Source organism: Synechocystis salina LEGE 00031 (assembly GCF_015207985.1).
Lineage (GTDB): Bacteria > Cyanobacteriota > Cyanobacteriia > Cyanobacteriales > Microcystaceae > Synechocystis > Synechocystis salina.
Genome location: NZ_JADEVV010000025.1, coordinates 42208 through 55167 on the forward strand (window position 1 = coordinate 42208; position 12960 = coordinate 55167).

General features: G+C 49.7%; 12 protein-coding genes. 6 read left to right on the forward strand and 6 right to left on the reverse strand.

What is annotated here, in order from left to right:
- Nucleotides 1-20 precede the first annotated feature (20 nt).
- The 4 genes from IQ217_RS10200 to IQ217_RS10215 form a co-directional block, all read right to left on the reverse strand.
- Nucleotides 21-938: an NAD(+) kinase gene (locus IQ217_RS10200; RefSeq protein WP_190595733.1), complete on the reverse strand. Its 918-nt coding sequence runs from the start codon at nucleotides 936-938 to the stop codon at nucleotides 21-23.
- Nucleotides 939-1037: 99 nt separating this feature from the next.
- The gene (locus IQ217_RS10205) at nucleotides 1038-2018 is read right to left on the reverse strand and encodes an NAD(P)H-binding protein (RefSeq protein WP_190595732.1); all 981 of its coding nucleotides are present in this window, start codon (nucleotides 2016-2018) and stop codon (nucleotides 1038-1040) included.
- 221 nt (nucleotides 2019-2239) lie between these two features.
- Nucleotides 2240-2656, reverse strand: coding sequence for a hypothetical protein (locus IQ217_RS10210; RefSeq protein WP_228024021.1), 417 nt, complete (start codon nucleotides 2654-2656; stop codon nucleotides 2240-2242).
- Between the two features lie 232 nt (nucleotides 2657-2888).
- On the reverse strand, nucleotides 2889-3464 hold the full coding sequence (locus IQ217_RS10215) for a DUF3038 domain-containing protein (RefSeq protein ID WP_190595729.1): 576 nt from the start codon (nucleotides 3462-3464) through the stop codon (nucleotides 2889-2891).
- A 345-nt stretch (nucleotides 3465-3809) separates the two neighbouring features.
- Here IQ217_RS10215 and IQ217_RS10220 point away from each other — a divergent pair, with 345 nt between their 5' ends.
- The 4 genes from IQ217_RS10220 to alaS all read left to right on the forward strand — a co-directional run bounded on the left by IQ217_RS10220 (nucleotide 3810) and on the right by alaS (nucleotide 8659).
- The gene (locus IQ217_RS10220) at nucleotides 3810-4277 is read left to right on the forward strand and encodes an AbrB family transcriptional regulator (RefSeq protein ID WP_199309499.1); all 468 of its coding nucleotides are present in this window, start codon (nucleotides 3810-3812) and stop codon (nucleotides 4275-4277) included.
- 228 nt (nucleotides 4278-4505) lie between these two features.
- Nucleotides 4506-5297 carry a CPBP family intramembrane glutamic endopeptidase gene (locus tag IQ217_RS10225; RefSeq protein WP_228024022.1) on the forward strand — a complete coding sequence of 264 codons (792 nt, stop codon included), beginning with the start codon at nucleotides 4506-4508 and terminating at the stop codon, nucleotides 5295-5297.
- An 82-nt stretch (nucleotides 5298-5379) separates the two neighbouring features.
- Nucleotides 5380-5850 carry a hypothetical protein gene (locus IQ217_RS10230; protein WP_194019855.1) on the forward strand — a complete coding sequence of 157 codons (471 nt, stop codon included), beginning with the start codon at nucleotides 5380-5382 and terminating at the stop codon, nucleotides 5848-5850.
- Between the two features lie 172 nt (nucleotides 5851-6022).
- Entirely contained in the window at nucleotides 6023-8659 is a 2637-nt protein-coding gene (alaS, locus tag IQ217_RS10235) for an alanine--tRNA ligase (RefSeq protein WP_194019856.1), read from the forward strand.
- Between the two features lie 13 nt (nucleotides 8660-8672).
- Here the strand turns inward: alaS and IQ217_RS10240 are convergent, their stop codons facing one another.
- Together IQ217_RS10240 and IQ217_RS10245 are read right to left on the reverse strand one after the other, a co-directional pair.
- Nucleotides 8673-9602: a LysR family transcriptional regulator gene (locus IQ217_RS10240; RefSeq protein WP_194019857.1), complete on the reverse strand. Its 930-nt coding sequence runs from the start codon at nucleotides 9600-9602 to the stop codon at nucleotides 8673-8675.
- 281 nt (nucleotides 9603-9883) lie between these two features.
- On the reverse strand, nucleotides 9884-11086 hold the full coding sequence (locus IQ217_RS10245; RefSeq protein ID WP_190595721.1) for a phosphoglycerate kinase: 1203 nt from the start codon (nucleotides 11084-11086) through the stop codon (nucleotides 9884-9886).
- 80 nt (nucleotides 11087-11166) lie between these two features.
- On the opposite strand from IQ217_RS10245, the gene IQ217_RS10250 reads away from it, so the two are divergent.
- Both IQ217_RS10250 and IQ217_RS10255 read left to right on the forward strand, forming a co-directional pair.
- Nucleotides 11167-11556, forward strand: coding sequence for a DUF2358 domain-containing protein (locus IQ217_RS10250; protein ID WP_476718269.1), 390 nt, complete (start codon nucleotides 11167-11169; stop codon nucleotides 11554-11556).
- Between the two features lie 468 nt (nucleotides 11557-12024).
- A partial coding sequence (locus IQ217_RS10255) for an FprA family A-type flavoprotein (RefSeq protein WP_476718270.1) occupies nucleotides 12025-12960 on the forward strand: 936 nt, incomplete at its 3' end.

Below are 12960 nucleotides of genomic sequence, written 5' to 3' on the forward strand. Positions count from 1 at the left end.
AATCAGGACAAAAACAGACCCTAGGGCAACTCCACCGAAGTTGGCTTAGCAATGTGGGGCAGACCCCAACCTAATTTCTCCCGCAGAATACGGAAAAACTCCGGGGTTTGCAAGCGAATGAATTTGGCGGCGTAGGGAGATTTAGATAAATACACCCGGTCCTCTGGCAACACATAGCAACCGCCATTGCCATCCACCACCAGTACCATGCGGTTGGGAGTAGCGGGAAAAATGGTCACCGGCTCCAGGTCAGAAAATACTAAAGCCCGGGAAGCCAGGGAGTGGGGACAGATGGGAGCTAACTGGAAAACCGGCACATCGGGAGTAACTACGGGGCCCCCAGCACTGAGGGAATAGGCCGTGGAACCAGTGGGAGTAGAAACAATGATGCCATCGGCGGCAATGTCCACGGAAGCGTGGTAGCCCACCTGAATTTCAAAATGGCACATGCTGGTCAGGGGTTCCCGGTGCAGTACCATCTCATTGAGGGAAAGGGCTTCCCACAACAGCGTCTCCCCCCGCATTAACTGCACCGTCATCATGGAGCGGCTTTCAATTTGGTAATCGCCGTTGATTAACTGCTCGATCGCCGTGGGGAGTTGGTTGAGGTAAATTTCCGTCAAAAAGCCCATGTGCCCCGTATTGATGGTCAACAGGGGAATGCCCAGGGGGGCTAACTGACGAAAGGCCGATAGTACGGTGCCGTCCCCCCCTAGCACGATGGCAAAGGGCATGGACTCATCAAAATGGGGAGGAGTCAAATGTTCGATGCGGGTGTGGCAGATGGGGCGATCGGGCTGGGAATAGCCCAACAGGCCGCCGGACCCAGTTTCCACCACCACAGTGAACCCACTGCTTTGTAGTTGCTCTTGTAATTCTTGGGCAACGCTACAGGCGGTGGGCTTATTGTCGTTGAAAATGATGCCGACTTTTGGCACAGGGGCGAGATCCTAGCGAGTCAGGGAACAGGGAGCGGGCAAACCGAACAGAAAACGAGATTATCTAAAAGTATCAAATTGTCAATCAAACTAGTCAAACTAGAAAAAGAAATTATTTTTCTTCTTTTTGCCATCGGTTTGGGTTGGGTTAACTTCGTAATCCAATTCTTTGAGCTTTTTGATGATGCGCCCAAAGTATTCCTGTAGGTAGGATTCTAGGGTTGTAGTTTCCTTGGGATCAAGGCCAAATTGCTCATACACCGGGGCCATCTCCGCTGTTAGGGCCTTACCACTGGCCAATACCTCGGCAAACGCCAGGCGATCGGAGGCGTTATAGGTCCACTGGAAAAAGCGAGTCAAGCTCCGCATAAATCTTAAAACCGCCATGGGCACCTGGGAAATGCGAGCCGTATTGCCCGACATTCTTTCGCACAATTGAATGATTTCCGTTGCCCCCCAGGCCCGACTGCCCACCACAGGATAGGTTTGGCGGGCTACGCTGTCCAATTCCACTGCCCGCACCGCAAACTTGGCCACATCCTGGGTATTCATGTAGGCGATCGGGGTGTTTTCGCCGGTTTGCCACACTGACTGATTATCCAAAATGGGGATGGCATACTGACCAATCAACCCCTGCATAAAACCTGCCAGTTGTAGGACGGTGTAGTCCAGGTCTGTTTGGGCTAAAAATTTCTCGGTACAGTGTTTGATGTCCATTAGGGGAACTTTGGGATATTCTACTGCCCGCAAAATGGAGAAAAAGATAAACTTTTTGATGCCCGCCTTCTGCACAGCCCGGATAAGGTTGAGCTTACCTTCCCAGTCCACTTGGCGAATGGTGAGAGCATCGGTGGCCCTGGCGGTGGAGGCGTCGATCACAGCGTCGATGTTTTCTAGGGCAGGGGGCAAGGTTTCTGGCTTACAAATATTTCCCCCCACAATGGTGGCTCCCCACTCTTTAAGAAAAGTTGCTTTTCTCAGACTACGGACCAGACAAACAACGGTGTGACCTTGGTCGATCGCCTGCCGAACAATTTGCCTGCCGAGGGTTCCTGTGCCGCCTACCACCAAAACTCGCATCTTAATTTTCTTTACAAATTTTAATACTTTGCTAAATCCTATCAGACTCTGACAATTATGGGTATTGGGGCCAGCCCCCAAAAATTTTGTTCTCGTACCCCGGTACAGGCCCCAATGTCAATGCAGTTCAGGTAAAGCAGGACTAACCCCTACACAGGGCAAGACAACTCCTCCGTCCGATCCCGAGGTAGGGACCAGTGAAAAAGCAAAAATGGTTATGTTTAAGAAGTTTGACGTTCCAGCAAACCACTGGGGCCAGCCTGTTGACAATATTGCAAAAAGGTAGAGAAAGCTTCAGGGCAGTCCACTTCGATAATTTTGCCGCCGATTTCATCAAAACTTTCATTGCGGCATTGACGCCACGTGGGAGTAACCGTAACGGTAATGGTGGGTAAGGCTTCGTTGTCCATGCGCCGGAGCTTAACAACAAAATCCCCATCCTTGGGCCAATCGTTGGGAACACTCACACAAATGCCACTGCGAGTTAAATCAAAGGATACCCCCACCAATTCCCCTTCCATATCGAACACTTGGCAAAAGGCCAACATCCGCTCTTCCCGACGTCGGTCCTGGACTCCTTGGAGATGGGCGATGGTCAGGGCCTCTTGGGAGATGGGAGGTGGAGAATCTTGAGCCATAGAGATTATTTCCTCAGTCAAATAGGTTTACCTAATCCATGGGCCTGGTTGACCATAATTGTAGTCATTTACTGGATCGATCGCCTTTTCCACCAGGTCTTTTGGGCAATTTTTTACAGCAGGAAGCAATCCAGCAATCCATAGGTATTTTCCCAGTTAGAGCTTTGGGAGCAGGACTGGGAAGGGGCTAATTTGGGGGCAAAGCACAGAGGCCAGAACTGGTAGGGATAAGTTAAGCAGAGGAAACCATTGTGGCCAATACTCCCCAGAGTCGGCGGGGGCCGTCTTGACTGCTAAAGAAAAATAATTCCGTCAGCAAGGCGAGGAGGCGATCGGGGGTGGGCGCTGGTAGGGGAATATGACCCTCTCCCCCCTGTTTTTCCACATAGGCTTGCCAAGCGGAGGTGAATTTTCGAGCGTACTCACTTAAAAGTACGGTTTGTAACGGATTTTTGCCCTGTTCCTTGGTCTGCTCAACTAAACTGACCGATCGCCGCAACAATTCCTGGTAATGGGCTCCTAAGTAGGCGATCGCCATGGCCAAAAGTCGAATTCCTTCCACATCTAGTTGGCCGGGGGCAACAGCAGGAACGGGGTATTTCTTAGTCAAAGATTGACCTGTTGTCGTAGGTAACGAAATTTTTTCTAGGGTTGTCGTCCAAGTGTCCTGATCCACATCCGTCAAGGCTACCAAGGCCAACAAAAGCTGGTCTAGGTAGCAATTCATTTGTCGTAGTTGTTGACGATTGGGGGCAGTGGCAAAGGACTGGGGGGGAGCGGGGCTAGAGGCGAACTGAGCAAGAACCATAGAATCTCAGGGACCGGGGGAAATGTTAATGAATGCATGACATGCATAGGATAGCGAATTGGGCCAAAGCAATGGTTTCCCCTGGGATAAATATATTTTGCCCCACTGCCCTGGTTAATTCCTGGTTAATTTTGCCGCTAATCCGGGCAAAAAATCATTGTTTTTCGGAAAGTTGAACCCGTAGCTAGCTTGTATTGCCCAAACCTAACTCATCATTGCTCCATGGCGGCAAAAAATCTTTAGGACAAAACTCGCCAGAGGTCAAGGCTTGATTTTTTCAGAGGGAAAAATTCCCCGGCTAAACAATCAAAAAGTTGGAAAAAAAAGTTTTTCAGCTAAGGTTTAATGTTATATTTTATCTCATGTAGACTTTTGAAAAAAACAAGTCCCCGCAATCAAGTATCATTCAACGGAAAAAATAATCCCATGCCAAACGCCTCCACCGCACTAACCGGCAAAGCATTACTCAATAAAGTCAAAGAACTATCCCATCTGCCCCGTCGAGAAACAGCGAAAGCCTGTGGCTACTACTCCACTTCCAAGGAAGGACAAGTACGGGTTAATTTGACCGACTTCTATGACGCAGTTCTAGCGGCCAAAGGGGTTCCCCTCGATCCCTCTGGTACCAAAGATGGTCGGGGTCGTGAACCGACATTCCGCGTTAGTGTACATAAAAATGGGCAAATTGTTATTGGCTCTACCTACACCCAAGAAATGGGTCTGAAGTCCGGTGATGAGTTTGAGATCAAGCTTGGTTACAAGCATATTCACCTGAAGCAAATTACCGATAGCGACGACGAAGAGGAAGTATAAATTTCTCGGCTCTGGTTCCCTAAGCAGGGGGGACTAGGTGCTTTTTCCCTGGGGGGGAGACCTGAAACAAAAAGGTTTCTCCCTTTTTTTATCGATTAGGGATGACAGCGGACGTACTGTCAAGCTGGCCCTTGCAAGTTTTGCTTTTTTTCAAAAAAAATTGGCGATCGCCAGGGGGATGGGCCGATGGAAAATTTAATGAAGTTTTGGCAACCATGGCCGGGATCGTTGAAAATTACTGTTTTTCTGGCGGGCTGGCTAGTGCTGTGGTATCCCATTGCCCTGGTGGTAGGGCGTAAATTAGCTTGGCAACCCTGGCAGGCTGTCACCCCGGAGCAAAAGCTACCTTTGGTGTTATCCCTTTACCTGGTTTCTCCCCTACCCATCTGGGCGGTGAGCCAATTAGATGGTCAATCCCTCCAGGATTATGGATTATCCTTCACCCCAGATCAGTTACTTTCTTTGGCGATCGCCGTGGGGGTGGCGGTGTCCGGTTTGGGTTTAACCTTGGCGGTGCAGGGCAAAATTGGCCTACTGCAATGGCACGGGGAAAAACTGTGGAATTTAGTTAAACTTTCTCCCTTGTTTATGCTCTTGGCCCTGGCGATCGCCTTAGTGGAAGAGTTAATTTTTCGGGGCATTTTCCAAAATCAATTACAACAGGATTTACCAGTCTGGGTAGCGGCCATGGTAATCAGCGCCATTTTTGCCGTGCTTCATCTGCTCTGGGAACGACGTTTGACAGCCTATCAATTGCCCGGACTATGGTTATTGGGCATGGTGCTAGTCTGGGCCCGTTTAGTGGATGGTGGTAATCTGGCCCTGGCCTGGGGATTGCACGGAGGCTGGGTCTTTGCCCTGGCTTCCTGCGATGCCACTGGCTTAATCACCTATCCTTCCCCCGTTGGTAACCTTTGGGTGGGAAAAGCCAATCAACCCCTAGCAGGGCTAGCTGGTATTGGTTGTTTACTGCTCACTGCCCTGGCGATCGGGCTATTTCCCCACATTTTCTCCCTTTGACCCGGGGTTTGAAGGCCCAATTACCCGGAATGGGTTTGGTATGATGGTTGCCCGTTGCCCCTTTGTCTTCTGTTTTCCACCTATGCCATCGCCCCTGTCGCAAAAATTTGCTGCTTTTCTCGCCCGTCGAACCGTCCGCTTTGGTGGGAGCTTGATTTTAATCCTAGGGTTAAACCAGGGCTTGGTCAGTTGTGGAACCAGTAAAGCAAATCAATGCCGCCAACTGATTTTAATTACCAAACAGATGGCGGAGGAAGGGGCTAAATATAGGGATACCACTTCAACGGCAGAAGTACTCAAAATTGCCGATGCGTTCGATGCCACCGCCACTAAGGTCGAACGACTTAACCTGGAAGATCCCGTTCTGGCCAATTACCAAGGGGAGTTAGTGGAGATTTACCAAGGCAATGGGTCAGCCACCCGCAACATGGTCCAAGCATTGGAAAGTAAGGATATTTTGACTGCCCAACTTGCCCAAAAACAGGTGACTACCATCGGTCAACGGGAACAACAGGTAATCACCAACATCAATGTCCATTGCCAACAGCCCTAGGCACCATAGCCTTGCCATTTTTGCCCATGGAGTTAATGGACAGATTCTAACCACTCCACATAGTTTTAACTGGGGTTGAACCTCCGGTAAGAAAGGGTCAGGCACCAACCCCTAAAATGGGAAAATAGCCACAGTGTCCCAAAGTTTCATCTGCAAAATCTTCAACTAGACCATGACCACCACCCCGCCCGTCCTCAGCGGCCCCGCCATTCGTGAGCAATTTTTGCGATTCTTTGCCGATCGCCAGCATCAAATTTTGCCCAGCGCCTCTCTGGTGCCGGAGGACCCCACCGTATTGTTGACCATTGCAGGGATGTTGCCGTTCAAGCCAATTTTTTTAGGACAAAAGATAGCGGAATTCCCCCGGGCCACCACTTCCCAAAAATGTATCCGCACCAACGACATTGAAAACGTTGGCCGCACCGCCCGCCACCATACCTTTTTTGAAATGTTGGGCAACTTTAGCTTTGGGGATTACTTCAAATCTCAGGCGATCGCCTGGGCCTGGGAATTATCCACCAAAGTATTTCAACTGCCTCCAGAAAGGTTGGTGGTGAGTGTATTTGAAGAAGACGACGAAGCCTTTGCCATTTGGCGTGATGAAATTGGTATCCCGGCCCACCGCATCCAACGCATGGGGGCAGATGATAATTTTTGGGTTTCTGGCCCCACAGGGCCTTGCGGGCCTTGTTCGGAAATTTACTACGATTTCCACCCAGAATTAGGGGATGAGAAATTAGACTTGGAAGACGATAGCCGGTTTATTGAGTTTTACAACTTGGTATTCATGCAGTACAACCGGGATATGGGGGAGAATTTGACTCCCCTGGAGAAAAAAAATATTGACACGGGCATGGGCTTAGAAAGAATGGCTCAAATTCTGCAACAAGTGCCCAATAATTACGAAACGGATCTGATTTTCCCCATTATTCAAACAGCGGCAGGGATAGCGGGGATTGATTACGCCCAAGCCGATGAAAAAACGAAAGTTTCTTTGAAGGTAATTGGAGATCACGTCCGTGCCGTTGTCCACATGATTGCCGACGGTATTAGTGCGTCCAATTTAGGAAGGGGCTATGTGCTCCGAAGATTGATCCGCCGGGTGGTGCGCCATGGCCGTTTACTGGGGATAGAAGGGGAATTTACCACCAAAGTAGCCGCCACTGCCATTGACCTAGCCCAGCCAGTGTATCCCAATGTGTTGGAACGCCAAACCTTGATTGAACAGGAGTTACAACGAGAAGAAGCGGCTTTTTTGAAAACCCTAGAACGGGGAGAAAAGTTGTTAGCGGATTTAATGGCCGACGGAGTCAAGGAAATTGCCGGCGTAGATGCGTTTACTTTATACGACACCTTTGGTTTTCCCTTGGAATTAACCCAGGAAATTGCCGAAGAACAGGGTATTACTGTGGATGTGGAAGGGTTTAAAAAAGCTATGCAGGAACAACAGGAACGTTCCAAAGCGGCCCACGAAACTATAGATTTAACCGTGCAGGAAAGTTTAGACCAATTGGCTAACCGTATCCATCCCACGGAATTTTTGGGCTATACCGATGTACAAAGTTCAGCAATAGTCAAAGCGGTATTGGTGGCGGGGGCATTGGTAGAAGAAGGGAAAGCGGGGCAAACTGTGCAAATCGTACTGGATCAAACCCCTTTCTATGGAGAATCCGGCGGGCAAATTGGTGACAAAGGTTTTCTCAACGGCGATAACTTGCTCATTCGCATTGAAGATGTGAAGCGGGAATCGGGCGTTTTTATCCATTTTGGTCGAGTGGAACGGGGCGTTGTCCAGGTGGGGGATACGGTCACTGCCACCATTGATCGGGCTTGCCGCCGTCGAGCCCAAGCCAATCACACGGCCACCCACTTACTGCAATCGGCCCTGAAAAAAGTGGTGGATGAGGGGATTTCCCAAGCCGGCTCCTTGGTGGATTTCAACCGTTTACGGTTCGATTTTAATTCTCCCCGGGCAGTGACCATGGAGGAGTTACAGCAAATTGAAGATTTGATCAATCAATGGATTGCCGAAGCCCATCAAACTGAGGTAGCAGTAATGCCGATCGCCGATGCCAAGGCCAAAGGGGCGATCGCCATGTTCGGAGAGAAGTACGGCGCTGAAGTGCGGGTCATTGACGTGCCGGGAGTTTCTTTAGAACTATGTGGCGGCACCCATGTGGCCAATACGGCCGAAATTGGTTTGTTCAAAATAGTGGCGGAAACGGGCATTGCCGCTGGAGTAAGGCGCATTGAAGCGGTGGCGGGGCCGGCGGTGTTGGATTACCTCAATGTGCGGGAAGCGGTGGTCAAAGAGCTTGGCGATCGCCTCAAAGCTAAACCGGAGGAAATTCCAGACCGGGTTAACCAACTACAACAGGAATTAAAAGCTAGCCAAAAACAGTTGGAAGCCCTGAAGCAAGAGTTGGCTTTGCAAAAATCCGAACAGTTATTAGCCCAAGCCCAAACCGTGGGCGAGTTTAAAATCCTGGTGGCGGATCTGGGCACTGTGGACGGAGAATCCCTCAAAACTGCGGCGGAACGGTTGCAACAAAAACTAGGGGAAAGTGCCGTAGTACTAGCTTCCATTCCCGAACCAGGTAAAGTCAGCCTAGTGGCGGCCTTTAGTCCCCAATTGGTTAAAACCAAACAACTTAAGGCTGGGCAATTTATCGGTGCCATTGCCAAAATTTGTGGTGGTGGTGGCGGCGGTCGTCCTAATCTGGCCCAGGCCGGGGGACGGGATCCAAGTAAGTTGCCGGAGGCCCTGGCCATGGCGGAACAGACATTGGTAGCCGAACTTAGGGGTTAAATCTAGTCCCAAATTAATTTACCGTTAAGGCTCCACAGCGGTAATGGTCCACTACTAAATTGAAAAATTCGGCCACGGGGGGCATTTGCAGGCGATCCACCGTGGTCACCACCGACACCTGTCGTCGAAAATCTTGGCGATCGCCAGACTCTGGGCAAAATAAATAGCGCACAGAAAAACTGGGATTCTCAATCACCGGCTTGACCAAAGACTGGGGCATTAGGGCAATCATTTCGCTTCCCTGTACCACCCCATAAAAGGCTTCGGGAATATTTAGCTCCAAACTAACGTTGAGGGGAATTTCCCGGCGACTAAATTCATCTTCCACCAGCCGTCGCATTCGGTAACCGTCCTTAAAAATCACCTGGGGATAGGGTCCCAAATCTTTCCAAGTGATGAATTTTTTTGCTGCTAGGGGATGGTCTCCCGCCATCAAAATACAAATTTGCTCCTCATAGAGGGGTTTAATGGCCAACTCCTTAGTATTAGTTAAACTGCGATGGCTCATGATAATGGCCACATCCACCAAACCATCTTGTAAAACTTTCAAAGCTCGGTCACTCCCCAGGGCCGTCACCCGCAGTTGAATGTGGGGATGCCCTAAGCAAAATTTGGGTAATAAACTAGGCAAGGAAGAGACACAAACTGAGTGGATCGCTGCCACACATAATTCCGTTTGTTTACCTTGAAAAAGGCTACTAATTTCCTCACTAGCCACATCCCATTCTTGACAAATTTTCCTCGCCCGCCGTAGAAATAATTCCCCCGCCACCGTTAGTTTTGCCTGGGCTCCCCGGTGGAATAGTTGGCATTTGAGGGCAGATTCCAAACCCTGGATTTGCCTACTAATGGTAGATTGGGTTACTTCCGATTGTAATGCCGCCTGTTGAAAACTGCCTAGTTCTGCAACTTTTAAAAAAGCCTGTAACTGTTCTAGTCGCATAGGTTAGTTTTCGGAAGAAAATTGGCACAATAAACTATTTCTAGCTATAGCATTGTCCATTGCTCAAAAATGTTATTGATGCACTTTTTTGGGGGGTGATGATAATGGCGCACAAAAAAACGGGAGGACAGATTTTTGTCCATCTTCCCGGTTAATTTCTGAGGAGTTTTTCAGCGTTCTAAAGGTGAAAAGAGCCTATCTATCTGGTGAAAAATTTTCTCCCGTGGCCCAGTCTTTAAACTGGTGAGAAAAATCTTTTTCCAGAATTATCTAGGCAGACTTTATCGGTCGTCCAAAGCGGCAATGCCGGGCAGTACCTTACCTTCTAGTAATTCCAGGCTAGCACCCCCACCAGTGGAAATGTGGCTCATTTTTTCGGCCACTCCTACTTTTTCTACTGCAGCGACCGAATCCCCACCACCAATAATGGTAACGGTACCGCTGGCGGTTAATTCGGCCAAGCTCCTGGCGATCGCCTCGGTGCCTGCGGCAAATTTGTCAAATTCAAATACCCCCATGGGGCCGTTCCAGATGACGGTGCCACAACCCGCTAGGGCATCCTGGAAGGTTTTGACGGAATCAGGACCAATATCTAGACCCATCCAACCATCGGGAATGGCGTTGACACTAACAGTTTGGGTGTTGGCATCGGGGGCAAAATTGTCGGCCACCACCACGTCAGTGGGTAGGAGGAACTCTACTCCTTTTTCTTTGGCTTTAGCCATGAGGGACTTGGCCAGTTCTAATTTATCTTCTTCCACCAGGGATTTGCCGGTGCTCAAACCTTGGGCTTTGTAGAAGGTGAAAATCATGCCGCCGCCGATGATCAGCTTGTCGCATTTATCCAGGAGCGTTTCGATGACACCAATTTTGCTGGATACCTTAGAACCACCGACGATCGCCACCAGGGGACGTTTGGGGGCTTCGATGGCTCCTTGCAGGAACTGTAATTCTTTTTCGATTAGGTAACCAGCAACGTTGGGGCTGAGGAAATGGGTTACCCCTTCAGTGGAGGCGTGGGCCCGGTGGGCAGTACCAAAGGCATCGTTGACGTAGAGGTCAGCGTTGGCCGCTAAGGCTTTGGCAAATTCGGCATCGTTACCTTCTTCTCCGGCATGGAAACGGAGATTTTCTAACAGGGCCACACCGCCATTAGGCAGGCTAGCAATCTTGGCCGTAACTTCAGCGCCAATGCAATCGTCGCATTTAACCACCGGTTGTCCCAATAATTCTGCTAGGCGATCGCCAACGGGGGTCAGGCGCATGCTGTCCACCACTTTGCCCTTGGGACGGCCAAAATGACTGCCCAAAATAACTTTGGCGCCTTTGCTTAACAGGTCTTTGATGGTGGGTAAGGCCGCCCGAATCCTGGTGTCGTCGGTAATGCTGCCGTTATCTAGGGGCACGTTAAAATCCACCCGGACAAAAACCCGTTTGCCTGCGAGGTCTGCCTCCGTTAAATTGGCGATCGATTGCTTGGACAAAACCTTTTCCTCCTAAATGTCAAATAAACTTAACAAAATTAAACCAGTCAATGTTACCGCCGACAATGGAAAGCCCCAAAATGACCTCCGAAGATAGCATTCTGACCATCCTGCAACGGGACTATGCCAATTTTCCCCGGCAACAGACCCTGAGCATCTATGATGCCGACGTTTATTTCCAAGACCCCTTGACCCAGTTTCGGGGCCTGGCCCGGTACGAAAAAATGATCCAATTCCTGGTCCGTTGGTTTCAGGCGATCGACCTACAACTCCATGACATTGCCCGGGTGGACCAAGAAATTACTACCCGTTGGACCTTAAGTTGGACTTCTCCCTTGCCCTGGAAGCCGAGAATTGCCATCAGCGGCCGCAGTGAGTTGACCCTGAACGAAGCTGGGTTAATTATTTCTCACATTGATTATTGGGACTGTTCCCGCTGGGATGTGGTGAAACAACATTTTCAACGATAGGCTGTCATTCCTGTCCCGGTGAGAGCTTGTGTCGAATTGGCAATGGCTAGAAAAATCAATTGTAGGATCAATATTGAATCAGAATTGACCGAGAAAGCCTCAATGTATTCTTGTCTTTTCATAATTGACTTTAGAATGACCTCGCGGCTACAATCGCTGATTCAAAGCTAAACTAGCCTGGGCGGATAACGGTAAAGTAAGGATATTCGATAAAAGCGTGAATCTTTGGAAATTAGTCTCAAACCATTGTCTTTTGGGTATTCCCGAACAATTTCAACGGCAGATCCCTCTGTGCTAATACAGCGCTAATACAGCAAATTCGCCGTAAGCATTGATCATTGAGCACTTCATCCATTGGCCCGGATCAGGGCGTGAACGGGGCCGACACAAAAGTCAGAAATCCATGCAAAACTGGAGACAACCCAACTAACTACCATGGTTGGTAAGTTGTTTTTTCCTCTCCCCACCATGCCTGCCAAAGACGTTCAAATCTGCCCGATCGCCGTTGACACCACTGTGTTTCGCTCCCGCACTTGGGACAGGTTGAAGTTTGAAATTGAGTATGGTCTGCAAAGGGGCACCACGGCCAACAGTTATCTAATCAGCGCTGATAAGGTGGCTCTATTTGATCCGCCGGGGGAGTCCTTCACTGATAATTTTGTCGGTACACTAATCCAACGACTAGACCTGAACATCCTGGATTACGTCATTTTGGGCCACGTTAACGCCAACCGGAGCCATACCCTGAAGCTGTTATTAAGTTTGGCTCCCCAGGCAACGATTATTTGCTCTAACCCCGCTGCCCAAAATTTAGAAAAATTACTGGCGGATGGAGACGTTAATAATCCCATTCAAGTGATGAAAGGCAACGATCGCCTGGATTTAGGGCGGGGTCATGAGTTGAGCTTTACCCCCACCCCCAGCCCCCGTTACCCTGGGCAACTGTGCACCTACGATCCCCGCACCGAAATCTTATTCACCGATAAACTATTTGGGGCCCATGTTTGTGGCGACCAAGTATTTGATGAAGGCTGGACCATTTACCAAGAAGACCGCCGCTATTACTTTGACTGTTTGTTGGCCCCCGCTGCGGCCCAGGTGAGTGCGGCCCTCAATAAGCTAGAAGCCTATCCCGCCCAGACCTATGCCCCCAGCCATGGCCCCTTAGTGCGCTACGGTTTGCGGGAGTTGACCCGTAACTACCAACAATGGCTCAGTGAACAACAGGCCCAAGCTTTGAACGTGGCATTAATCTATGCGTCCGCCTACGGCAATACCAGCACCCTCGCCCAGGCGATCGCCAGAGGTATAACCAAAGCAGGGGTAGCGGTGACGGCCATTAATGCGGAAACTAGCAATGCCGAGGAAATCAAAGGGGCCATTGAGGCTTCGGCTGGCTTTATT